General features: G+C 71.1%; 20 protein-coding genes. 11 read left to right on the top strand and 9 right to left on the bottom strand.

Annotated features, from left to right (window positions below; all coding sequences use genetic code 11):
* Nucleotides 1-25: 25 nt before the first annotated feature.
* The 9 genes from kynU to ACFV3I_RS01370 are packed head-to-tail and all read right to left on the bottom strand — an operon-like array spanning nucleotide 26 to nucleotide 8,419.
* Nucleotides 26-1,315, bottom strand: coding sequence for a kynureninase (gene kynU / locus ACFV3I_RS01410; RefSeq protein WP_378822213.1), 1,290 nt, complete (start codon nucleotides 1,313-1,315; stop codon nucleotides 26-28).
* A 26-nt stretch (nucleotides 1,316-1,341) separates the two neighbouring features.
* Complete coding sequence (locus ACFV3I_RS01405; RefSeq protein WP_247638011.1) at nucleotides 1,342-2,334, bottom strand: amidohydrolase family protein; 993 nt, start codon at nucleotides 2,332-2,334, stop codon at nucleotides 1,342-1,344.
* Between the two features lie 7 nt (nucleotides 2,335-2,341).
* On the bottom strand, nucleotides 2,342-2,866 hold the full coding sequence (locus ACFV3I_RS01400; RefSeq protein WP_136033880.1) for a 3-hydroxyanthranilate 3,4-dioxygenase: 525 nt from the start codon (nucleotides 2,864-2,866) through the stop codon (nucleotides 2,342-2,344).
* Complete coding sequence (locus ACFV3I_RS01395) at nucleotides 2,863-3,315, bottom strand: RidA family protein (protein ID WP_136033882.1); 453 nt, start codon at nucleotides 3,313-3,315, stop codon at nucleotides 2,863-2,865. Before ACFV3I_RS01395 ends, ACFV3I_RS01400 begins: the two co-directional genes overlap by 4 nt.
* Complete coding sequence (locus tag ACFV3I_RS01390) at nucleotides 3,312-4,118, bottom strand: 2-keto-4-pentenoate hydratase (protein ID WP_378822211.1); 807 nt, start codon at nucleotides 4,116-4,118, stop codon at nucleotides 3,312-3,314. The genes ACFV3I_RS01395 and ACFV3I_RS01390 overlap by 4 nt, the downstream gene beginning before the upstream one ends.
* On the bottom strand, nucleotides 4,115-5,152 hold the full coding sequence (gene dmpG / locus ACFV3I_RS01385) for a 4-hydroxy-2-oxovalerate aldolase (RefSeq protein WP_247982452.1): 1,038 nt from the start codon (nucleotides 5,150-5,152) through the stop codon (nucleotides 4,115-4,117). The genes ACFV3I_RS01390 and dmpG overlap by 4 nt, the downstream gene beginning before the upstream one ends.
* On the bottom strand, nucleotides 5,149-6,087 hold the full coding sequence (locus tag ACFV3I_RS01380; RefSeq protein WP_136045038.1) for an acetaldehyde dehydrogenase (acetylating): 939 nt from the start codon (nucleotides 6,085-6,087) through the stop codon (nucleotides 5,149-5,151). Before ACFV3I_RS01380 ends, dmpG begins: the two co-directional genes overlap by 4 nt.
* Entirely contained in the window at nucleotides 6,084-6,914 is an 831-nt protein-coding gene (locus tag ACFV3I_RS01375) for a 2-keto-4-pentenoate hydratase (protein ID WP_378822210.1), read from the bottom strand. The genes ACFV3I_RS01380 and ACFV3I_RS01375 overlap by 4 nt, the downstream gene beginning before the upstream one ends.
* Nucleotides 6,911-8,419, bottom strand: coding sequence for a 2-hydroxymuconic semialdehyde dehydrogenase (locus ACFV3I_RS01370; protein ID WP_378822209.1), 1,509 nt, complete (start codon nucleotides 8,417-8,419; stop codon nucleotides 6,911-6,913). The genes ACFV3I_RS01375 and ACFV3I_RS01370 overlap by 4 nt, the downstream gene beginning before the upstream one ends.
* Before the next feature lie 83 nt (nucleotides 8,420-8,502).
* On the opposite strand from ACFV3I_RS01370, the gene ACFV3I_RS01365 reads away from it, so the two are divergent.
* The 11 genes from ACFV3I_RS01365 to cofC all read left to right on the top strand — a co-directional run bounded on the left by ACFV3I_RS01365 (nucleotide 8,503) and on the right by cofC (nucleotide 22,077).
* Nucleotides 8,503-9,471 (top strand): LysR substrate-binding domain-containing protein, encoded by a 969-nt coding sequence (locus ACFV3I_RS01365; protein ID WP_136033891.1) that lies wholly within the window; start codon nucleotides 8,503-8,505, stop codon nucleotides 9,469-9,471.
* Between the two features lie 123 nt (nucleotides 9,472-9,594).
* Nucleotides 9,595-11,208: a hypothetical protein gene (locus ACFV3I_RS01360; RefSeq protein WP_206252196.1), complete on the top strand. Its 1,614-nt coding sequence runs from the start codon at nucleotides 9,595-9,597 to the stop codon at nucleotides 11,206-11,208.
* Nucleotides 11,209-11,308: 100 nt separating this feature from the next.
* The gene (locus tag ACFV3I_RS01355) at nucleotides 11,309-12,799 is read left to right on the top strand and encodes a DHA2 family efflux MFS transporter permease subunit (protein WP_247638004.1); all 1,491 of its coding nucleotides are present in this window, start codon (nucleotides 11,309-11,311) and stop codon (nucleotides 12,797-12,799) included.
* 56 nt (nucleotides 12,800-12,855) lie between these two features.
* Nucleotides 12,856-13,980, top strand: a complete 1,125-nt coding sequence (locus ACFV3I_RS01350) for an ABC transporter ATP-binding protein (protein WP_378822208.1) — start codon at nucleotides 12,856-12,858, stop codon at nucleotides 13,978-13,980.
* Nucleotides 13,981-14,037: 57 nt separating this feature from the next.
* Entirely contained in the window at nucleotides 14,038-15,198 is a 1,161-nt protein-coding gene (locus ACFV3I_RS01345; protein WP_136035839.1) for an ABC transporter substrate-binding protein, read from the top strand.
* A 2-nt stretch (nucleotides 15,199-15,200) separates the two neighbouring features.
* A complete protein-coding gene (locus ACFV3I_RS01340; RefSeq protein ID WP_378822207.1) occupies nucleotides 15,201-17,063 on the top strand; it encodes an ABC transporter permease in 1,863 nt (620 codons plus the stop codon).
* A gap of 314 nt (nucleotides 17,064-17,377) precedes the next feature.
* Nucleotides 17,378-18,241: a hypothetical protein gene (locus tag ACFV3I_RS01335; protein WP_378822206.1), complete on the top strand. Its 864-nt coding sequence runs from the start codon at nucleotides 17,378-17,380 to the stop codon at nucleotides 18,239-18,241.
* A 357-nt stretch (nucleotides 18,242-18,598) separates the two neighbouring features.
* Nucleotides 18,599-19,591 (top strand): TIGR03557 family F420-dependent LLM class oxidoreductase, encoded by a 993-nt coding sequence (locus ACFV3I_RS01330; RefSeq protein WP_378822205.1) that lies wholly within the window; start codon nucleotides 18,599-18,601, stop codon nucleotides 19,589-19,591.
* Nucleotides 19,588-20,388 carry a coenzyme F420-0:L-glutamate ligase gene (gene cofE, locus ACFV3I_RS01325; protein ID WP_378822204.1) on the top strand — a complete coding sequence of 267 codons (801 nt, stop codon included), beginning with the start codon at nucleotides 19,588-19,590 and terminating at the stop codon, nucleotides 20,386-20,388. The genes ACFV3I_RS01330 and cofE overlap by 4 nt, the downstream gene beginning before the upstream one ends.
* Complete coding sequence (gene fgd / locus ACFV3I_RS01320; RefSeq protein ID WP_378803035.1) at nucleotides 20,385-21,398, top strand: glucose-6-phosphate dehydrogenase (coenzyme-F420); 1,014 nt, start codon at nucleotides 20,385-20,387, stop codon at nucleotides 21,396-21,398. Before cofE ends, fgd begins: the two co-directional genes overlap by 4 nt.
* 10 nt (nucleotides 21,399-21,408) lie before the next feature.
* Complete coding sequence (gene cofC / locus ACFV3I_RS01315) at nucleotides 21,409-22,077, top strand: 2-phospho-L-lactate guanylyltransferase (protein WP_378822203.1); 669 nt, start codon at nucleotides 21,409-21,411, stop codon at nucleotides 22,075-22,077.
* The last annotated feature ends 71 nt before the right edge of the window (nucleotides 22,078-22,148 follow it).

Here is a 22,148-nt window from a genome sequence, read left to right as displayed (position 1 = left end):
CCGCAGGCGCAGGACAGCCCGGGGCTCAGGTGACGGTGCCGCGGCGCGCGAAGCGGGGCTCGCGCCACACCTCGGTCTCCAGCACGTCGTGCAGCACGTCGACCGCATCCCATACGTCGGCGTAGGAGGTGTAGAGCGGGGTGAACCCGAAGCGGATGAGGTCGGGCGCCCGGAAGTCGCCGATGACCCCGCGCTCGATGAGGGCCTGCATCACCGCATAGCCGTCGTCGTGTCGCAGCGACACCTGGCTGCCGCGGCGGGACGACTCGCGCGGTGTGACCGACACGATGCCCCAGCGCTCTGCGAGCCGCGCGTCCACGAGCGACAGGAACAGCTCGGTCAGCCGCAGGCTCTTCTCGCGCAGCAGCTCCAGGTCGACGTCGTCCCAGATGTCGAGGCTCGCCTCCAGTCCCGCGACCGACAGCAGCTGCGGTGTGCCGACGCGGAACCGCTCGATGCCGGGCGCCGGGGCGTAGTCCACCGTGAAGTCGAACGGACGGGCGTGGCCGTGCCAGCCGGTGAGCGCGGGCCGGGCGGCGGCGTGATGGCGGGACGCGGCCCACAGGAACGAGGGTGACCCCGGGCCGCCGTTGAGGTACTTGTAGGTGCAGCCCACCGCGAAGTCGGCCCCGGCGGCGTTCAGGTCGATCGGCAGCGCCCCGGCGCTGTGGCACAGGTCCCACACCACCAGCGCCCCGGCGGCCTGCACGCGGCGCGTGACCTCGGCCAGATCGTGCAGCCGCCCGGTGCGGTAGTCGACCTGGGTGAGCACGACCACCGCCACGTGGTCGTCGAGCACGTCGTCGAGCGTGGGGCCGTCGTCGGCGATCAGCCGCCGCTCCAGGGGTTCGCCGCCGCCGAGCAGCTCCTGCACGGCCTCCAGCATGTACAGATCGGTGGGGAAGTTGCCGCGCTCGGCGACGATCACGCGCCGCCCCGGCCGCATGCGCACCGCCGCGACCACGGCCTGGAAGAGGCTCGCCGACGTGGAGTCGCCGAGCACGACCTCGCCCTCCGCGGCGCCGATCAGCGGGGCGATCCGGTCGCCGACCGTACGCGGCTTCGCGAACCAGCCCGCGTCGTTCCAGCTGCGGATGAGCCCGGTGCCCCACTCCTCGGTGATCACGCGCTGCACGTGCGCCGGGGTGTGCCGGGGGAGCGCGCCGAGGGAGTTGCCGTCGAGGTAGATCACGCCCTCCGGCAGCACGAAGCGGTCGCGGAACGACCGGAGCGGATCGGAGGCGTCGAGCGCCTCGCAGGTGGCGCGGTCGAGGGCGGTGCGGGTCGTGGCGCTGGGCGGGGTCGTGGTGCTCATGGGGCGGGTCCGTTCGGGTCGTGCGGTCAGCGGCCGAGGAAGCGCAGGGCGTTGTCGCGGAGGATGGCGGTCTTCTCGGCGTCGTCGAGGAAGGCGGAGCGGTGGACGACGTCGCCGACCGGTCGCTCGCCCAGGGGATACGGATAGTCGCTGCCGACCATCACCTGCGAGGCGCCGAGCGTGTCGACGAGCAGGCGCAGCGCGGCCGGGTCGAACACGACGCTGTCGACGCTGAACCGGTCGAGGTAGGCGGAGGGCGGCTGTGCGCTCACGCCGATCACATCGGGCCGCTGCCGCCACGCGTTCTCGAAGCGGCCGAGCCAGAACGCGAACGAGCCGCCACCGTGCGCGAACGCGAGCCGCAGCGACGGCGGCACGCGGTCGAACACTCCGCCGAGGATCAGCGCGATGATCGACAGGTGCGTCTCGGCGGGCATGCCCGTGAGCCAGCGGGCCATCCAGCGATCGAGTCGCGGCGAGCCGGCCATGTCCCACGGATGCACGAACACGGGGATCCCGCGCTCGGCGCAGTGCTGGAGGAACGTGACGATGCCGGCGTCGTCGAGGTCGCGGTCACCGACGTGATTGCCGATCTCGACGCCGGCGTGACCGGAGGCGATCGCGCGGTCGGCCTCGACGCACGCGGCATCCGGATCCTGCAGCGGCACCTGCGCGAACGGGATGAGCCGATCGGGTGCGGGGGCGCAGATCTCCAGCGCCAGGTCGTTGAAGAGGCGCGCGACCTTCACCGCCTCGTCTCCCGACTTGTCATAGGAGAAGAACAGCGGGGTGGGGGAGACCACCTGCATCTCCACCCCGTCAGCGTCCATGTCGGCCAGGCGCACCTCGGCATCCCAGCAGTCGTCGCCGATGCGACGGAACTCGGACTCGCCGAGCATGATCATCGCCTCGCGCTCGGAGTCCACGCGCAGGGTGGGCCAGAGCCCCGGCCCGACCTGCGTGGACAGGTCGGGCCAGGCGCTCGGCACGAAGTGCGTGTGGACGTCGATCGTGCCCAACGCCGCGTCAGCCCTTGCCGGGATGGACGGTGCCGCACTCGGGGCAGGTGCGCCCCTCCTCGCTGTCGTAGAACTCGCGGAACACCGGCGGCAGGTCCTCCACGATGTCGCGCACCTGCAGCTCGACCTCGTGCACCTTGGTGTTGCAGTTCGGGCAGAACCACGCGAACTTCTCCAGCGTGCCCTCCTCGCGGATGCGCTCGATCACGATGCCGATCGACCCCTCCTCGGGGCGCTGCGGGGAGTGGAACACGTTGCCGGGCAGCAGCCACATCTCGCCCTCGCGGATGTCGATGCGCTGCGGGCCGTCCTCCGTCTGGATGTTCACGTGCATGTTGCCGCGGTACTGGTAGAACCACTCCTCGTACGGATCGAAGTGGAAGTCGGTGCGCTGGTTGGGGCCGCCGACGACCTGCACGATGAAGTCGCCCATCGGCGTCCAGGCGGCCTTGTTGTTGACCGGCGGCTTCAGGAGGTGCTCGTTCTCCGTGATCCAGGCGGCGAAGTCGATGACGGGTGGGATGGTGCTCATTTCTCCTCCTCGAGAGTGGCAGGGGTGGTGCGGTCGGGGCGCCTCGCGATCGCCTGGATCTCGAGGCGCAGGTGCGGATGCGGCAGGGCGTGCACGGCGACCGTGGTGCGGGCCGGGCCCTGCTCGTCGAAGTACTCGGCCCAGACGGCGTTGTAGGGGGCGAAGTCGTTCATGTCGACCAGGAACGTCGTGGCCTGCACGAGGTCGTCGAGGTCGCAGCCCGCGGCGGCCAGCACCGCGCGGATGTTCTCGATCACGGCGCGGGTCTGCACCGCGACGTCGAGCCGGGTCGCCCCGAACTCGTCGACCTCGGCGCCCGCGATCGTGTTGTCGGGGCGGCGGCTGGAGGTGCCCGACACGAACACGAGGTCGCCGCTGAGCTTGGCGTGCGGGAAGCGTCCGCGCGGGGTGGCCTTGCCCTCCACGAGGATGCCGCGGGACTCGGTCATGATGCGCCCTTCGGGCCGGACGACGCGGAACCGTCGTCCGTGCGGATCGTGACGCCGCCCAGACCGGTGACCGTCGCCTCGACCACACCGCGGTCGGGCAGGGGAACCGCGGCGGTCGCGGCCCCGGCGAGGAGCACCATGCCCGCCCGCAGCACGAAGCCGTGGCGGGCGCCGAGTCGAGCGGCCGCGAGGACGGCGCGACCGGGGTCGCCGAGGATCGCGGCGGTCGAGCCCGTCGCGGCGATGCGGCCGTCGACCTCGAGCCGCACGGCCCGGTTGTCGATGGCGCCCGCGCGGTCGAGCGGCGTCCAGGGGCCGATCGCGTAGGCCGCGGCGGAGGCGTTGTCGGCCACCACGTCGGCGAGGCTGAAGCGGAAGTCGCGGTACCGGGAGTCGATGATCTCCAGGGCGGGGGCGACCGCGGCCACCAGTTCCGACAGCGGCCGGTCGACCGCGGATGCGTCCAGGTCGGCGCGCAGGAGGTAGGCGACCTCGGGCTCGATGCGCGGGTGGATGGCGAACCGCCGCGCGAACACGCCGTCGTCGTCCAGGCGCATGGCATCGGTCAGGGTGCCCAGGATCACGTCGTGCACACCCATCTGCTGCGCCTTGGCCCGACTCGTGAACCCGAGCTTGACCCCGGTGATGTGCTCGCCGCGGGCGACCCGTCGGGCGATGAGGGCGTGCTGCGTGGCGTAGGCCGTGGCGAGGTCGACCTCCTCCGTGGGCGACAGCTGGTTGATGGGCGCGGCCGTGCGCTGGGCGGTGTCGAGGGCGGCGGCGTAGACCGCGTCGGTGCTCATGAGGCCGCCCCCGCGGAACGCGCGGCGACCAGGTCGAGCGCGACATCGACGATCATGTCCTCCTGGCCGCCCACCATGCGCCGTCGTCCGAGCTCGACCAGGATGTCCCGCGCGTCGAGGTCGTGCTTCGCGGCCGCGCGCTCGGCGTGCAGCAGGAAGCTGGAGTACACGCCGGCGTAGCCGAGGGTGAGCGTCTCGCGGTCGACGCGCACCGGACGGTGCTGCAGCGGACGCACGAGCTGTTCCGCGGCGTCCTGCAGGGCGAACAGGTCGCAGCCGTGCTCCCACCCGAGCAGATCCGCCACCGCGACGAACGCCTCGACGGGGCAGTTGCCCGCTCCGGCGCCCTGGCCCGCGAGGGAGGCATCGACGCGGTATGCGCCGTGCTCGACGGCGGTCACGCTGTTGGCGACGCTCAGCGACAGGTTCTCGTGCGCGTGGATGCCGATCTGCGTCGCGGGGTCGAGCACGTCGCGATAGGCGTCGACGCGTGCGGCGACATCGTGCATCGTGAGGCGTCCGCCGGAGTCGGTCACGTACACGCAGTGGGCGCCCGCCTGCTCCATGATCCGCGCCTGCTCGGCGAGCCCGCGCGGATCGTTCAGGTGGCTCATCATCAGGAACCCCGACACGTCCATGCCGTGCTCGCGCGCCCACGTGATGTGCTGGATCGCGACGTCGGCCTCGGTGCAGTGGGTGGCGACCCGCACGCTCGCGACGCCGAGGTCGCGGGCGCGGGCGAGGTCGTCGATCGTGCCGATGCCGGGCAGGATCAGGGTCGTCAGCACCGCCCGGTCCAGGACCTCGGCGGCGGCCGCGATCCACTGCCAATCGGTGTGGGCGCCGTGCCCGTAGGCGACGCTGGATCCGCCGAGGCCGTCGCCGTGCGCGACCTCGATCGCATCCACGCCCGCCGCCTCCAGGGCCCGGGCGATGTCGCGAACCTGGTCGGTCGTGTAACCGTGGCCGATGGCGTGCATGCCGTCGCGCAGCGTCACGTCCTGCACGTACACGCGCGGAGTCGAGCCGGTCATGCGGGAACCCCCGTCCGTCGGGCGACGAGTCGCTCGGCGGTGCGCAGGGCGGCCGAGGTCATGATGTCGAGATTGCCCGCGTACTCCGGAAGGTAGTGCCCGGCGCCGGTCACCTCCAGCAGCACGGTCACGCGCGTGCCGCGGAACGCCCGGTCGAGCGCGGGGACGTACCCCTCGTCGACCGCGTCGAACTGCACGTCCTGCGCGAGCCGGTAGCCGCCCACGTACCCCTGCACCGCGGCGACCATGTCGGTCACCGAGGTGCGGACGGCGTCGCGGTCGAGCGTGGCGGGGTCGCCCTCGACCAGGCAGTACACGGTGTCGCGCATGATGAGCGGCGGGTCGGCGGGGTTCAGCACGATGATGGCCTTGCCGCGCTCGGCGCCCCCGATCACCTCCAGCGCGCGGGCCGTGGTCTCGGTGAACTCGTCGATGTTCGCGCGGGTGCCGGGTCCTGCGGACTTCGAGGCGATCGAGGCGACGATCTCGGCGTATGCGACCGGGGCCACGCGCGACACGGCGGCCACCATGGGCACGGTCGCCTGCCCGCCGCACGTGACCATGTTCACGTTGGTGGCACCCGCATGTGCGTCGAGGTTCACCACGGGCACCACGTAGGGGCCGATCGCGGCGGGGGTGAGGTCGACCATGAGCCGTCCGGCGTTGCGCACGAGGGCGTCGTTGCGGGAGTGCGCGCCGGCCGAGGTCGCGTCGAACACCAGCTCGACATCGGCGAACTCGGGCAGGGCGAGCAGCCCGTCCACACCCTCGTGCGTGGTGGCGACACCCAGGCGGCGGGCCCGCGCGAGGCCGTCCGAGTGCTCGTCGATCCCGGCCATCGCCACCACGTGCAGCGTGGTCGACAGCCGCTTCACCTTGATGAGCAGGTCCGTGCCGATGTTGCCGGAGCCGATGATGGCGATTCCCGTGGTCATGCCGCCGCCCCTTCCGTCGCCGTGCCGGAGGCCGTGCCGTGGAAGTCGGCGCGCACCTCTCCGAGTCCGTCGAGCCGGGCGCGGAACACGCCGGCCGTCGCGTCGACCATGGGCCCGAGCGCCCCGGACAGGATCACCTCGCCCGCGCGCAGCGGCTGTCCGCGCCGGGCGACCTCGCGCGCCAGCCAGGCCACCGCGATCACGGGGCTGCCCAGGCACGCGGCGCCGCTGCCGGTCGAGACGGGGCGCCCGTCGCGGTCGAGCGCCATGCCGAGCGCGGTCAGATCCAAGCCGTCGAGCCGGCGGGGGGTGGTGCCCAGCACGACCGCGCCGCTGGACGCGTTGTCGGCGATGGTGTCGGTGAGGCGGATGTCCCATCCCGCCACCCGGGAGTCCACGACCTCGATCGCGGGCAGCACGAACTCCGTCGCCCGCAGCACGTCGGCGACGGTCGCGGTGGGGGAGTCGAGGTCGCGCCCGAGCACGAACGCCACCTCGGCCTCCGCGCGCGGCTGCAGGAAGCGCCCGAGGTCGAGCGGCTCCCGGTCGGCGTGGATCATGTCGTCGAGCAGCACGCCGTAGTCGGGGCTGTCCACGCCGAGCTGCGCCTGCACGACCGGCGAGGTGAGGCCGATCTTGCGCCCCACGATGCGCCGGCCCCCGTCCACGTGACGGGCGATGCCGAGCGACTGCACGGCGTACGCGGCGTCCTGGTCGGTGTCGCCGAGCAGGTCGCGCACCGGAGCGCACGGGCGACCGGTCTCGGCCGCCCGCCGCAGCCGCTCGTCGGCGGCCCGCACGGCCTCGGTGTCGAGGACCCCGGTCACAGCTGCACGCACACGTTCGTCGGCTCGGTGTAGAACTCGAGCGAGTGGTGGCCGCCCTCGCGACCGATGCCGGAGAGCCCCACGCCGCCGAACGGGCTGCGCAGGTCGCGCAGGTACCAGGTGTTGACCCACGACATGCCGGTGCGCATCTGCTGGGCGACGCGGTGACCGCGGGTGAGATCGGTGGTCCAGGTGACGGCGGCGAGCCCGTAGTCGGTGTCGTTCGCGAGCCGGATCGCCTCCTCCTCGCTGTCGAACGGGATGAGGGCGGCGACCGGGCCGAACACCTCCTCGCGCACGGTGCGGTGGCTGTTGTCGAGCCCGGTCCACAGTGTCGGCTCGATCCAGGAGCCGCCGTCGAGTCCGTCGCCGAGGGTCGGCACCCCGCCACCCGCGAGCACCGTGGCGCCCTCCGACACCGCGAGGTCGAAGTACGACTGCACCTTCTGCCGGTGCGCCTGCGAGATCAGCGGGCCCGTGGTGGTCGCGGGGTCCTCCGGCCGACCGAGGCGCAGCCGCCCCGCGTGCTCGGCGAGCCCGGCCGCCACATCGTCGAACACCGACCGCTCGACGTAGATGCGCTCGGTGCACAGGCACACCTGGCCCGTGTTGAGGTAGGTGCTGCGGGCGAGTCCGGCCACCGCGGCGTCGAGGTCGGCGTCGGCGAACACGAGCGCGGCGTTCTTGCCCCCGAGCTCGAACGACACCGGACGCACGCGCGGTGCGACGGCCCGCATGATCGCGGAGCCCGTGGAGGACTCGCCCGTGAAGGTCACACCGTCGATGCCGGGGTGCTTCGTGAGGGCCTCGCCCGCGGAACCCGCGCCGAAGCCGTGCACCACGTTCACCACCCCGGCCGGCACCCCCGCCTCCGCGAGGATCTCGGCGAGCAGCGTGGCCGACGACGGCGTCTCCTCGGACGGCTTGATCACCACGGTGTTGCCGGTGGCGAGGGCCGGCGCGAGCTTCCACGTGAGCAGCAGCAGCGGTAGGTTCCACGGCACGATCACCGCGACCACGCCGAGGGGCTTGCGCACCGCGTAGTTGAGGGCGCGGCGGCCGTCGGGCAGTTCGGTGAGGAACGAGTCGAGCCCGGTGGCGGAGACCGTGTCGGCGAAGGAGCGGAAGTTCGCGGCGGCCCTGGCCACGTCGAGGTCGCGGGCGAGGGACTCGGGCTTGCCGGTGTCGCCGACCTCTGCGGCCACGAGCTCGTCGGCGCGGCGGTCGATCGCGTCGGCGACGCCCCGCAGCAGGCGGGCGCGCTCGGCCACCGTCATGCGACCCCACGGTCCGTCGAACGCGGCACGGGCGGCAGCCACGGCACGGTCGACCTGCTCGGCCCCGGCCTCGTGCACCTCGGCGATCAGCGTGCCGTCGATCGGGCTGATCTTGGCGAAGGAGCCGGTGCCCTCGACGCGCTCGCCGGCGATCAGGTTGTGGATCGCGCGGGGCGCCCGGCCCTGCTCGGCGGCAGGGCGGGGAGGCGTCATCGTCTCGGAAGGCATGCGCTCAGGCTAGGAACGTCGAAGGGATGCCGACAAATACTCTCTTGATGCACTGCCATGCCCCCACGGCTATAGTCCCGCTCATGGTCACCGATCGACTGCTCGACGGCCGGGTCAAGATCCGGCACCTCGTCCTCATCACCGCCATCGCCGACGAGGGCACGCTCGTGCGCGCGGCCGAGTCGCTGCACATCACCCAGCCCGTCGTCACGCGCGGACTGCGCGAGGTGGAGGAGGTGCTCGGGGTCGCACTGTTCGAGCGCCTGCCGCGCGGGGTTAGACCGACGCCGTACGGGCACGCGTTCATCGAGCGGGCCCGGTCCGTGCTCGCCGAGCTGCGGGCGGCGGGGGAGGAGGTGCGGCTGCTGCAGTCCGGGCAGCTGGGCACGGTCACGGTCGGCACGCACCTGGCGGGGTCGAACCTGCTGCTGCCGCGGGCGATCGCGGGGCTGAAGGCCGAGCATCCCCGGCTCACGGTGGTGGTGCGCGAGGGCACGCCCGACACCCTGCAGCAGCTGCTGCTCGCGGGCGACCTCGACCTCACGGTGGGGCGGCTGTCGCCCACGGTGCCGGTGCGACTGGAGCAGGAGCGGCTGCACCTCGAGCCGATCCGCCTGGTCGCGCGGGCCGGGCATCCGGTGCTCGGTGGTGCCAAGGCGCATTCGCTCGCGGAGCTCATCTCCTACCCGTGGATCTTCCCCGTGGCCCAGACCGCCCTGCGCGCGGAGCTGGAGGCGGTGTTCTTCCACGAGGGGCTGCCCCTGCCTCCCGACCGCGTGGAGTGCACGTCGATGCTGACGCTGCGCACGCTGCTGATCTCGACCGACGTGATCGCGGCGCTGCCGATGTTCATCGCGGTCGACGACCGCGAGCTGCGGATCCTGCCCACGCCGCTCAGCTCGATCCGGCGTTCGGTCGGCGTCACGCTGCCCAAGGACCGGGCGCCCTCGCCCGCCGCGACCGCCCTGCTGACGCACCTGCGCGAGGAGGGCGCGCGGCTCGCGGCCCTGGAAAGCGAGTACACGGAGGGGGAGCCGCGACCGCTCGGCTGATATGCCCGGATGGTCATGGCTCTGACCCGTATGGATATTGGACAGCATCGCGGCACCGGGTGAATCTGAGGGGGACGACACGACGTCGTGACGATCCCACCCGATTCAGCCAATGGAGGCGACATGGCCGGCTCTCCCTACGTGCCCGATGCGAAGAAGTACCGTCCGGAGGACTTCGAGCGCGTCGCCGGAGAACCGGCCGATCCCGACCCCTCCACGTGGGGCATGCAGCCCGACGGCACGTTCCTGCCGCCCGCCCACACCCCCTCCGTCCCGCGCGACGTGTTCGTCGACTGGCCCGGTCAGCTCGACTACCGCGACCCGGAGACCTACACGCTCAACGCGAAGGCCGAGGCGTTCTACCCGATCGTGGTGAACACGAGCCATTCGTGGCAGTGCATCTACGACTGGGACGGGCGGCGGCTGATGCTGCACTACGGCGGCGGCAACCACTGGAAGCTGTACGACATCACCGACCCGCGCGACCTCACGATCGTCGACGAGGAGCAGTGGGGCTGGGGCGACCCCCGCCCGCAGTTCGGCGCGACCACCGTGCAGTGGAACCAGGAGCTCGGCGCGTACATCGCGATCCAGGCGAGCGAGACCCCGCGGTACTTCCTCCAGGGGCGTGTCGCCAACAAGTGGCTCGACGACACGGTCGAGGGGCAGCTGAAGGAGTGGGAGGGCCTGCGGGGCTTCCGCACCTGGCGGATGGACGGCCCGAGCCCGCGCGAGTGGACCCTGCTCACCGAGGTGTCGACCGACCCGAACCACTCGCCCGGCGAGATCCAGGAGGGCAACGGCGTGCTCGACCTCCCGGTGTACTACGGCGACAAGTACCTGTTCGTGGCCACCGCGCCCGACAACACCTTCACCAACCAGCCGTACCGCACCACGCTGTGGACCGCGGGCCACGCGGCCTACGACGTGTCCGACCCCGCGAAGCCCGAGCTGCTGTCGACCTGGTGGGTGCCCGGCTCGCGTGCCGGCGAGGAGGACGACTCCCCGTACCTGGCCGACAACGACCGCTGGAACAACAAGACCTCCTGGTTCGGCTCGCGCATGGGCGTGTTCCTGCCCCGCTCGGTCGAGTCGGGCTGGAAGTACGGCTACGCGGCGCAGGGCGGCCAGGGCTTCTTCGTGCTCGACGTCTCCGACCCGACGGACATCCACCACGTGGGCTGGTGCCCGCTGCCGACGAGCGTCGCCGGCACCGAGGGCGACAACGTCGACACCACCCAGGTCGAGGAGACCGGGTACGTCTACGTCTCCGGCTATCCGATGAACACCGACTGCTACGAGCCCGCCAAGGAGATCTACCAGATCGACGTGAGCGACCCGACGAACCCGCGGGTCGTGCGCACGCTGCCCCGGCCCACGCCGCCCGCGGAGGCGGCCTTCACCGACTGGGCGCAGCGCCGCGGCTCGTTCGGCCCCAAGCGCTCCGGCTACTTCACCAACACCGGCACGCCGCACGGCGGGGTCATCCCGTACGCGTTCTACGCCGCCGGTCTGCAGATCTTCGACGTGCGCGACCCCGAGGACCCCAAGGTGGGCGCCTACTTCGTGCCGCCGATGGGACTGAAGGACGACGACGATCTCGCCGCACCCGTGCACGGCATCTTCGTCGAGTGGGACCGCAACCTCATCTGGCTGTTCGCGAACCACGGCATCTACGCCGTGTCGACGCCGCTGCTGGGGGAGCCCGTCACCGGGATCCCCTCCGCCGACGGCTGACCCCGGCCCCCGGAACTCCGGCGTCCGTCCTGCACTCGGGGGCGAACAGGACGGACCCCGGACCACCCGCCCCCCGTGACGCCCCACCCGAAAGCAGCTCATGACGCAGACAGTCCGGCCGTGGCCCGCCCTGTGGGCCCTGTGCATCGGCTTCTTCATGATCCTCGTGGACACGACGATCGTGGCGATCGCCAACCCGGTCATCCTCGCGGCGTTCGACGCCGACCTCACGACGGTGATCTGGGTGACCAGCGCGTACCTGCTCGCCTACGCGGTGCCGCTGCTGATCACGGGCCGCCTCGGCGATCGGTTCGGCCCCAAGCGGGTGTACCTCGCGGGACTCGTGCTGTTCACCCTCGCCTCCCTCGCGTGCGGCCTGTCCGGCAGCATCGAGATGCTGATCGCGGCGCGGGCCGTGCAGGGCTTCGGCGCCGCGCTGATGACGCCGCAGACGATGGCGATCATCGCCCGCGTCTTCCCGCCGCGCGGCCGGGGCCAGGCGATGGGGGCGTGGGGTGCCGTGGGCGGCCTCGCGACGCTCGTCGGGCCGATCCTGGGCGGCGTGCTCACCGACACGGTCGGCTGGGAGTGGATCTTCTTCGTGAACGTCCCGGTCGGCGTGGTGGCGTTCGTCGTCGCGTGGCGGCTGGTGCCGGATCTGGACGGCCACCCCCATCGGTTCGACCTGCTCGGCGTGATCCTCTCGGGTGCCGGGCTCTTCCTCCTGGTCTTCGGACTCCAGGAGGGGGAGGTGTACGACTGGGGTGTGATCGCCGGTCCGGTCACGGTGTGGGGGCTGATCGCCGCGGGCGTCGTGCTGCTGGTGCTGTTCGTGGTGTGGCAGCGCGTTAGCCGCGCCGAGCCGCTCATGCCGCTGGCCCTGTTCCGCGACCGCAACTTCTCCGTCGCGAACGCCACGATCTTCCTGGTGGGGGTCGGCATCACCGCGATGCCCGTGCCGCTCGCCTTCTACTTCCAGGTCGCCCGGGGCCTCGACCCCACGCTCGCGGCCCTCATGCTCGCGCCGATGGCGGTGGTGTCCGGGGTGCTCGGGCCGTTCGTCGGAAAGCTCAGCGACCGGGTCGGACCGCGCTGGGTGACCTTCGCCGCGTTCACGATCTCGGCGGTCGCGATGGCCTGGTACGCCGCGACCATGACGCTCGATGCGCCGTTCTGGCTGCTGCTGCTGCCGTCGGCGCTGCTCGGGGTCGGGGTGTCTGGCATGTTCGGGCCGCTGGCCTCGACCGCCACGCGCAACCTGCCGCACACGCAGGCCGGGGCGGGCTCCGGGGTCTACTCGACGACGCGGCAGATGGGCTCCGTCATCGGTTCCGCCCTGCTGGCCGTGCTGATGAACGTGACCCTGGCGGCGCAGATCCGCGGGTTCGTGCCCGGTGCGATCCACCCCGGCAGTGTGCTGTCTGACGAGGACGGCGCGGGGCTGGCGCGGGCGATGTCGCAGTCGCTGCTGCTGTCGGCCGTGGCCTTCGGGGTGTGCGCGCTCGTGGTGCTGTTCTTCGTGAGGCCGCGGCCGTGGGGTGCACCCGCCGCCCCGCAGCCGGTGGCGGCGACGACGGGAGAGGGACGATGATGGCAGCGACGATTGTGGATCCAGAATCCAGAACAGAGGCCCGGGAGAGGACGCCGATGACCGCGAACGCCGGGGGCGGACGACTCGTCGTCGACGCCCTGAAGAAGGACTACGAGCTCGACGGCGCGGCCGTGCCCGTCGTGAAAGACGTCACGTTCACGATCGAGCCCGGCACGTTCTACTCCCTCCTCGGGCCGTCGGGCTGCGGCAAGACCACGACCCTGCGCTGCGTCGCCGGGCTCGAGCGCAGCAACGGCGGAGTCATCTCGCTCGACGGGGGCGTGCTGTCCACCGGCACCCAGCACGTGTCGCCCGACAAGCGCGACATCGGCATGGTCTTCCAGAACTACGCCATCTGGCCGCACATGACCGTGTTCGCCAACGCGATCTTCCCCCTCCAGGTCGCCGGCTCCCGGCTGCCGAAGCAGGAGGCGAAGAAGCGCGCGATGGAGGCACTGGAACTCGTGCAGCTCGACCACCTCGCGCAGCGCCCCGCCACCGCGCTGTCGGGCGGGCAGCAGCAGCGACTCGCCCTCGCCCGCGCGCTCGCGCACCGTCCGCGGCTGCTGCTGCTGGACGAGCCGCTGTCCAACCTCGACGCGAAGCTGCGCGACACCATGCGCAACGAGCTGCGCAGCCTGCAGCGCAGCCTCGGCATCAGCGCCCTCTACGTCACCCACGACCAGTCCGAGGCGCTGTCGATGTCCGACCGGGCGGCCGTGATGAACGGCGGCCGCATGGTGCAGGAGGCTGCCCCGCGCGAGCTCTACGACCAGCCGGCCGACCGCTTCGTGGCGGACTTCGTCGGCCGCGTGAACATGGTGCCCGCCCGTGTGGTCGACCGCGACGGCAGCGGTGACGCGGTGGTCGAGGCGCTCGGCACCCGGCTGCACACGCCCGTCCCCGACGGGGTCACGGCGGGCGACGAGGTCACGCTGACGCTGCGGCCCGAGGCGGTGCGCTGGCATGAGACCGCGGTCGAGCGCCCCAACGTCGTTCCCGTGCGCATCGTGCGGGTGGAGTTCCTCGGCGAGATCGTCGAGTACGAGGCCGAGGTGCTCGCCGGTGGCGAGACGGTCGGCACGATCGTCGGCCGCGGAGCTCCGCTGGCGACACCCCCCGAGGGCGGCAGGGTCTTCCTCGAACTGGTCCCGCACGCCTGCCGCGTGCTGGCCGCATGACGCAACCCGCACCACACCCGAGATCACGCACCTGATGTCAGAGAGGACATTCGGATCATGAAGAGAACACTGGGAGCCGTCGCCGGAGCGGCGGTCGTCGCACTCGCCCTGAGCGGCTGCGGCACGCAGGCCGAGGCGGGCGACGGCGAGAGCTCGCTGAAGGGCGACGCCGCCGCGGCCACGTGCGACGCGGTCGACGTCGGAGCCATCACGCGCTGCGAGAACTTCTACGACGACTACTGGCCCGAGATCGACAAGCAGCTCGACGCCCTCTACGAGCAGGCGAAGGAGGAGGACGGCGGCACCCTGGTCATCTGGGACTGGTACGAGCTGTCGCCCGACGTGATCGCCCAGTTCAACGAGCGCTTCCCCGACATCAAGGTCGAGACGCGGGGCCTCACCTACAACCTGTCGTCGGCGATCATCTCGGCCAAGGCCACCGGGTCGCGCAACACCGACGTCGTCTCCGGCTCGATCACCTCGATGGCCGCGATGTACGACGAGGGCTTCTGGGAGAAGGTCGACTGGCAGAGCTTCGGCGTGCCGGAGGAGTACCTCACCCTCGGTGCCCCCGAGCTCATGCCCGACAGCATCAACGGGTCGCTGCTGCAGTACAACACCGACAAGATCGCGGAGGTCCCGGCGTCGCTCGACGGCCTGCTCGCCCCCGAGTACACCGGCAAGGTGTCGGTCGCCGGCTACAACGCGGTGGTCTTCGCGGGCTACGGCATGGCCGAGGGCGAAGACGCGATGCTCGACCTGATCGACGAGCTGATGTCGTCCGGCACCATGAAGCTGCTCGAAGACCAGGGTGCCCCGCTGTCGAGCGGAGACGTGCCGGTCGCGCTCAACCAGACCCTGTTCAACCCGAACCCGTCGCTGCAGGTGGCGCCGTTCGAGCACTCCGGGGTGTGGGCGCAGTTCTCGGGCGTCAACTCCGATGCGAAGAACAAGCCGGGCGCCGCGCTGTGGACCCTGTGGAACGCGTTCGACCCCGACTGGATCCACCTGCGCATGACCGACGAGCGCTTCGCCAGCACGCAGGTGCCGTTCGCCGGGCTCCCCGCCGCGACCTTCGGCGAGGCCACGGGCCTCATGAAGACGAACGCCGATGCGCTTCTGCTCGGCCTCGACAGCGGTGCCGAGACCGAGACGCAGGACACCCGCGACGACTGGCAGGCGATGATCAACGCGGCCGACAAGGCGCTGAACGGATAACCATGTTCCAGGCACGACGGACCACGGGACGCCGGCGTCCCACCTCGATGACGATCGCGATGGTCGTCTCCGGGATCGTCATCTTCCTCCTGCTCGCGGTGCCGCTGATCGTTCAGGTGATCACCGCGTTCCGTGGTCCGTTCCTGCCCTTCGGGGTCTCGTCCGCCCGGTGGGGCGTCGAGAACTTCGTCACCCTGTGGCAGCTGCGCGAGGACTTCTGGGGCGTGCTCGGCGCGACCGGGGCCTTCGTCGGCGGCTCGACCCTGCTCACGCTGCTGATGGCGTTCGGCCTGGCCTGGGTCACCGTCCGCACCGACGCCCCGTGGCGCCGGCTCATCTCGGTGCTCGTGATCGTGCCGTACATCATCCCGCCGATCGTGAAGGCGCAGGCGTATCTGCTGATGCTGTCGCCCGAGTCGGGTGTGCTGAACCAGCTGCTGCGGCTGCTGCCGTTCGCGAGCGACGTGCCGATCGACCCGTATGCGTTCCCGACGATGATCGTCATCCAGGCGCTCACCAACGTGACCTTCCCGTACCTGATGATCGTGCCGATCCTGACGAACATGGACGGGTCGCTCGAGGAGTCGGCGCGGGTGTCGGGCGCGTCATGGCCGCAGACCCTGCGGCGGGTGACGCTGCCGATGCTGTGGCCCGGGCTGCTCGGGGTCACGGTGCTGACGTTCATCCTCGGCCTCGGCAGCCTGGAGGTGCCGCTGCTGTTCGGCCAGGAGTCGGGGCGCAGCATCTTCGCCCTGAAGCTGTGGACGCTGATCAGCTCGAACGCGGGGGAGCTGCCGCAGTACGGCCTCGCCGCCGCGTGGGGCCTGGTGTTCCTGGTGATCACCACGATCGCGTTCGCGGTGTACCTGAGGGCGACCAGGAACGCGGAGCGCCGCGCCTCCGTGTCGGGCAAGGGCTTCCGGCCGTCGACCATGCGGATGGGGCCGTGGAAGATCCCGGTCATGGTGCTGGTGGCCGTGTTCGTGCTGCTGACCGCGGTGCTGCCGCTGCTCGCGCTGCTGTGGGCGGCGATCACCCCGTACCCGGTGGCGTTCTCGATCGACGCGATGCTGAGCCGCACCGACTTCGGGGCGTTCGGGGTGGTGCTCGCCGACTCCGAGTTCTGGGTGTCGCTCGGGCGCACGGTGCTCATCGCGGGCGGGAGCGCCACGATCGCGGTGGTCTTCGCGACCGTGCTCGCGTACGGCATCGCCCGCAGCAAGAAGACCGGGTGGGTGAAGGCGCTCGACCTGTTCGCGTCGTCGTCGGTCGCGATCCCCGCGACCATCGCCGGCTTCGCGATGTTCCTCACCTTCATGGTGCTGAACCCCTACATCCCGCTCGCCGGGACGCTGTTCGCGCTCGTGATCGCCTACTCGTACCGGGTGTCGATCGCGTACCGCTCGTCGTACAGTGCGACGCTGCAGATCAGGCCCGAGCTGGAGGAGGCGGCGCTCACCAGCGGGGCCAGCAGGTTCCAGGGGTTCCGCCGCATCATCGCGCCGCTGCTGATGCCGACCGTGATGGCCGTGTGGATCCAGATGTTCATCCTCGGCACGAACGAGTTCACGCTGCCGGCGTTCCTGGCGACGCCGTCGTCTCGTCCGCTGTCGATGTACATCTACGCCATGATCAACCCGCGGTCCGCGCAGCTCTACGCACCCGATCAGGGTGCCGCGATGGCGCTGATCTTCACCCTCATGGTGTTCGCGATCGGCTACGGCCTGCAGTGGGTGCTGTCGCGCCGCGCGATCGGTCGCACGCGCAAGACCGTCGCCGCCGGCCTCCCCGACCTCGCCGCCGCGGCGCCCGCCCCCGCCGACTCCGCCACCGTGACCCTCGCCGTGCAGCGCCGTCGCCGCTGAGTGGGCGGTACAGGCGGGTCGGTCGCGTCGGCTGTCTCCTGGACGATCGGTCTTGCCGCCCTCCTCGGATGGCGGAGGGCGTGACTCCGAAAGAGGACGGGTCGAGTACCGCGGCCGCGTATCGGCCCGGCCTTCCGGGCATCGAGTTCGTGCTTAGTGCCGGAATACTGCTGAGCCTGCATCGACGAGCTCCTGCGGTTTGACGGGGAACTCTCTGCGGCGTCAGCCTCTCCTGAAGCCGAGTCCCCCGAACGGCGGACAGACAGGTTCGAATGCGCGTCATAGCTTGAGCTGCGGCGGGTCGGCTGCTCACGGTGAGCGCGATGGATGGAGAAACTGTGCGTGTACATCAGAATCGGCGGATTGCGCTTGGCGCGTGTGTGGCGGTGAGCCTGCTCGCGACCGGGTCGCTGGGCTACATCGCTGGCTCCGCTTCGGCCCGGCCGGCTTCGACCCTCAACGGGACTCTGACGTCCGAGGCCTCGAGCGGCATAGAGGCCGTATCAGCCGGCGGTGAGGCCTCGACTCTGACGGGTGAAGCCGCCGAAGCCTATGAGGAGAACACGACTCCTATCGACCAGACCGACGTGACGTTCGACGAGAACACGGCGTTGTCGAGGGCGGAAGTTGAGGAACGAAAAGATGCACTAGCCGACCACTATTCAGTGGGACAGCCACTGAGCGCTGAGGACCTTGAGTTCATGCGCGCGTACTTGATAGACGCGGAGCCTCCCGCAAGTGCCAGTTCACCCGCGATCGAGGCTGCGGCATACGGCGGTGCCGAAGCCCGCATCGTCCCCGCTGCGTTGTACAACCTCAATCAATCGTTCAACGTGACAAGATCGGGGGCTGGCGCCACAGCGAACGCTAGTGGCCGCATTACTGGTGGTATCAATCTCGTGGATGCCAACTGGGGCGTTTCGTGGACGACCAAGCGCACGGGTGGCAAAGCGCTGACCAAGATCACGAGTTCGGTGAAGGCAGATGCATTCGGGGCGGTGGCTGCTTGGCCGTTTGTCGGACTGATCTACTCGAAGTCTTACAGCGCCACCTCACCAAGCGGGGCGAGTGGTTGGTCGTTCTCCCGGAACGGAAGAGTGACGGGCGCAGTAGCGTACATGCAGATGGATTGTCGGTCTTACGTGTACACCACCTCCGGGTCGTTTGCGCTGCCGTAAGGAGTACGAAGATGGACGCGTCACTTTTCAGCTGGTCGGGGCTCATCATCAGCTTGCTGGTCGTCGCGGCGATTCTCGCTGTCGCCTTCATTCTCGTGCGCGGCGTTGTTCGTTTCATCCAGCGACGAACTCGGCATCGTGCGAATGGAGGCGCGTTGGATGAGGGGCCGTAGTTCGGTCAACGAATGACGAGGGTGTGGGTGGTGTGTTCAGGCACGCCACCCACGCTTTTGTGCTCGACGCCAAACGCATGGCGCCGACCCCGGGAGCAACAAATCTCAATCGCACAGCTAGCCGCTTGACTTTTGGATCCAGTATCCATTCAATGGAGACAGCGACGACGCGAGAGGAGGGGCCATGCACATCGGGTACGCCGCGATGCTGGAGCAGGTCCAGCCCTCCGCCGTCATCGAGAACTGCATCGCCGCCGAGGCCCACGGGTTCCGCGGCATCATGGCCACGGACCACTTCCAGCCGTGGCTCCCGCGACACCGGGCCTCCGCGCACGTGTGGACCATGCTCGGCGCGATCGGCGCGCACACCACGGGCGACCTGGGTCCCGGCGTCACGACCCCCGGGTTCCGCACGCACCCGGCCGTGGTCGCGCAGGCCGCCGCCACGCTGGCCACCCTGTACCCCGGCCGCGCGTGGCTCGGGGTCGGTTCCGGCGACGCGCTGAACGAGCACATCACGGGCGGCTACTGGCCCGAGCCCGCCGAGCGCATCGACCGCATGTTCGAGGCCGTCGACATCATCCGCAAGCTCTTCACCGCCTCGCTCGCGGGCCGCGACACCCGCCACCGCGGCGAGCACTTCCGCATGGAGTCCACCCGGCTGTGGACCATGCCCCCGGCCGCGCCCCCGGTGTTCGTCGCCACGGCGGGCCCCGTCACCGCGCGCCGCGCCGGCCGCAACGCCGACGGCCTCATCACGGTCGCGGCCGAGGTCGAGCGCCTCGCCCCGCTGCTGGCACGCTTCGCGGAGGGCGCGAGGGAGGCCGGGCGCGACGCCGACACCCTGCCGCGCGTGCTCCAGCTGCCGCTGTCGTGGGCGCCGACGGAGGAGCAGGCGCTCGCCCAGGCCCACGCCGAGTGGCCCGTCGCGGCGCTGCGCATGCGGCGAGGCGACGTGCGCTCGCCCTACGACTTCGAGCAGCTCGTGCGCGGCGTGACTCCCGACGACATGCGCGCGTCGATGCTGATCTCCGCCGACCCCGACGTGCATCGCGCGCAGATCCAGCGCTACGCCGACCTCGGCTTCACGCATATCTATCTGCACAACGTCGGACCGAACCAGCGGGAGTGGCTCGAGGTCTTCGGGCGCGACGTGCTGCCGAAGGTGCGCGCATGATCGCCCCCGGCCTGCACGTGTTCGCCCTCCCCGGCATGGGCGAGGTGCGCCCGGGCGACGACCTGGTCGGGCTCATCCTCGCCACGGGCGTGGAACTGCTGCACGGCGACATCCTCGTCGTCACGTCGAAGATCGTGTCCAAGGCGGAGGGGCGCTACGTGCAGGCCGCCGACCGGGAGGCCGCGATCACCGCGGAGACCGTGCGCCTCGTCGCCTCCCGCACCCACGACGGGCACACCATGCGGATCGTCGAGAACCGCCTCGGCATGGTCGCCGCGGCCGCGGGCGTCGACGCCAGCAACACCCCCGACGGCTGGGTGCTGCTGCTCCCCGAAGACCCCGACCGCTCCGCCCGTGCGCTCGCCGCGGGGCTCCGCGACGCGACCGGGGCCGAGGTCGGTGTGCTCCTCAGCGACACCCTCGGGCGGCCCTGGCGCGAAGGACAGACCGACGTCGCGATCGGCGGCGGCGGCGTGCACATGGTCGCCGACCTCCGCGGCACCACCGACCAGGCGGGCAAGGTGCTCAGCGTCACGACCCCGTGCGTCGCAGACGAGCTCGCCGCCGCCGCCGACCTCGTCAAGGGCAAGGCGAGCGGGAACCCGGTCGCCGTCGTGCGCGGCCGCGGCGACCTCGTGGGTCCGCTCGACCTGCCCGGCGCGTCGAGCATCGTGCGCGGCGCCGACCGCGACCTCTTCTGGCTGGGCACCGCCGAGGCGCTCGACCAGGGCTACCGCGACGGCTATGCGGCCGCGCGCGCCGAACTCTCCCCACCCGAACAGAAGGATGCGACATGACACTGACCCTCGGATACAAGGCCAGCGCCGAGCAGTTCGACCCGCGTGAGCTGGTCGAGATCTCGGTCGCGGCCGAGGCGCACGGCATGCAGTCCGTGTTCGCGAGCGACCACTTCCAGCCGTGGCGGCACACCGGCGGTCACGCGCCGTTCTCGCTCACCTGGATGGCGGCTGTCGGCGAGCGCACGTCGAGCATCCGCATCGGCACGTCCGTGCTCACCCCCACCTTCCGCTACAACCCGGCGGTGCTCGCCCAGGCGTTCGCGAGCCTCGGCTGCCTGTACCCCGACCGGGTGATCCTGGGGGTCGGCTCCGGCGAGGCGCTCAACGAGATCGCCACCGGGTTCCGCGGCGCCGGTGAGCAGGACTGGCCCGAGTTCAAGGAGCGCTACGCCCGGCTGCGCGAGTCGGTGCGGCTCATGCGGGCGCTGTGGTCGGGCGACCGCGTGAGCTTCGACGGCGAGTACTACTCCACGCACGACGCCTCCATCTACGACCGGCCCGAGGGCGGCATCCCCATCTACATCGCCGCGGGCGGCCCGATGGTCGCCCGCTACGCCGGCCGCGCGGGCGACGGCTTCATCTGCACGTCGGGCAAGGGCCAGGAGCTCTACGTCGACCAGCTGCTGCCCGCCGTGAAGGAGGGCCTGGAGCAGTCCGAGCGCTCCTTCGACACGTACGACCGCATGATCGAGATCAAGCTGTCGTACGAGGAGACCAGGGAGGCGGCGCTGGAGAACACCCGGTTCTGGTCCCCGCTGTCGCTGTCGAAGGAGCAGAAGCACGACATCACCGACCCGGTCGAGATGGAGAAGGCCGCCGACGCGCTGCCCCTGGAGACCATCGCCAAGCGGTGGATCGTCGGTAACGACCCCGACGCGGTCGCCGCCGAGATCCAGCAGTACATCGACTGGGGCTTCAACCACCTCGTCTTCCACGCGCCCGGTCACGACCAGCGCCGGTTCCTGCAGCTGTTCGAGCGCGACATCGCGCCGCGGCTGCGCGGGTGAGGGCGCGGCCATGACGGGCGGTCTGCGTGCCGGGGCGTCACCGCACGCCCCGGCGCGGGAGTGGGTGGTCGTGATCCCGGTGAAGCGGGCGGAGTTCGGGAAGACGCGACTGCGGCTCCCGGGCGTCGACCGCGAGCCGCTCGCCAGGGCGATCGCGCTCGACACGGTCGAGGCCGCCGCGCTGTGCCCGCGGGTCGCGGAGGTCGTGGTGGTCACGAGCGACGAGGTCACCGCGGCCGCCCTGCTCCCGGTGCCCCGCGTGCGGATCGTGCGCGACCGCGTCGAGGGGCTGACCGCGGCGATCGCGCAGGGGGTGTCTGCGGCGTCGACGCGGCTCCCGCGGGCCGTGCTGCTCGGCGACCTCCCGGCCCTGCTGCCCGACGAGCTCACCCGGGCGCTCGACTACGCCTCGGCCCACCCGCGGGCCTTCGTGCCCGACGCGGAGGGCACCGGCGCCGTGCTCGCGACCGCCCGCGCGGACGTGCCGCTGCGGCCCTGCTTCGGCGACGACTCGGCCGCCGCGCACCGCGCTGCCGGGTTCGCCGAGGTGGGGTTCCCCGTGCTGAGCGGGCTGCGCCGCGACCTCGACCACGCCGATCACCTCCGAGCCGCCCGACGGTGCGGTCTCGGTCCGCGCACGGCGGCGCTCCTCGCCCCACGTCTCGTGCTGGCATCATGACCGGGCCGGAGGACCCCGGCCCGTCCGGCGTCGGTGCCGGGCGGGCTGAGCCCGTCTCGTCTGCGACCCCG

The sequence above is a fragment of the Microbacterium sp. NPDC059771 genome, assembly GCF_042732495.1.
In the GTDB taxonomy this organism is placed as follows: Bacteria; Actinomycetota; Actinomycetes; order Actinomycetales; family Microbacteriaceae; genus Microbacterium; species Microbacterium sufflavum.
The sequence above is the reverse complement of the archived record's forward strand: the minus strand, read 5'-3'. Positions and strand labels throughout refer to the sequence as shown.

Excerpts from the sequence above, each read along its gene's own strand:
- ACFV3I_RS01390 (WP_378822211.1), bottom strand. The coding sequence starts at position 4,118 with ATGAGCACCGACGCGGTCTACGCCGCCGCCCTCGACACCGCCCAGCGC.
- ACFV3I_RS01330 (WP_378822205.1), top strand. The coding sequence starts at position 18,599 with ATGCACATCGGGTACGCCGCGATGCTGGAGCAGGTCCAGCCCTCCGCC.
- dmpG (WP_247982452.1), bottom strand. The coding sequence starts at position 5,152 with ATGACCGGCTCGACTCCGCGCGTGTACGTGCAGGACGTGACGCTGCGC.
- ACFV3I_RS01380 (WP_136045038.1), bottom strand. The coding sequence starts at position 6,087 with ATGACCACGGGAATCGCCATCATCGGCTCCGGCAACATCGGCACGGAC.
- ACFV3I_RS01345 (WP_136035839.1), top strand. The coding sequence starts at position 14,038 with ATGAAGAGAACACTGGGAGCCGTCGCCGGAGCGGCGGTCGTCGCACTC.
- ACFV3I_RS01340 (WP_378822207.1), top strand. The coding sequence starts at position 15,201 with ATGTTCCAGGCACGACGGACCACGGGACGCCGGCGTCCCACCTCGATG.
- fgd (WP_378803035.1), top strand. The coding sequence starts at position 20,385 with ATGACACTGACCCTCGGATACAAGGCCAGCGCCGAGCAGTTCGACCCG.
- ACFV3I_RS01365 (WP_136033891.1), top strand. The coding sequence starts at position 8,503 with ATGGTCACCGATCGACTGCTCGACGGCCGGGTCAAGATCCGGCACCTC.
- ACFV3I_RS01370 (WP_378822209.1), bottom strand. The coding sequence starts at position 8,419 with ATGCCTTCCGAGACGATGACGCCTCCCCGCCCTGCCGCCGAGCAGGGC.
- cofC (WP_378822203.1), top strand. The coding sequence starts at position 21,409 with ATGACGGGCGGTCTGCGTGCCGGGGCGTCACCGCACGCCCCGGCGCGG.
- ACFV3I_RS01355 (WP_247638004.1), top strand. The coding sequence starts at position 11,309 with ATGACGCAGACAGTCCGGCCGTGGCCCGCCCTGTGGGCCCTGTGCATC.
- ACFV3I_RS01395 (WP_136033882.1), bottom strand. The coding sequence starts at position 3,315 with ATGACCGAGTCCCGCGGCATCCTCGTGGAGGGCAAGGCCACCCCGCGC.
- cofE (WP_378822204.1), top strand. The coding sequence starts at position 19,588 with ATGATCGCCCCCGGCCTGCACGTGTTCGCCCTCCCCGGCATGGGCGAG.
- ACFV3I_RS01360 (WP_206252196.1), top strand. The coding sequence starts at position 9,595 with ATGGCCGGCTCTCCCTACGTGCCCGATGCGAAGAAGTACCGTCCGGAG.
- kynU (WP_378822213.1), bottom strand. The coding sequence starts at position 1,315 with ATGAGCACCACGACCCCGCCCAGCGCCACGACCCGCACCGCCCTCGAC.
- ACFV3I_RS01350 (WP_378822208.1), top strand. The coding sequence starts at position 12,856 with ATGACCGCGAACGCCGGGGGCGGACGACTCGTCGTCGACGCCCTGAAG.
- ACFV3I_RS01400 (WP_136033880.1), bottom strand. The coding sequence starts at position 2,866 with ATGAGCACCATCCCACCCGTCATCGACTTCGCCGCCTGGATCACGGAG.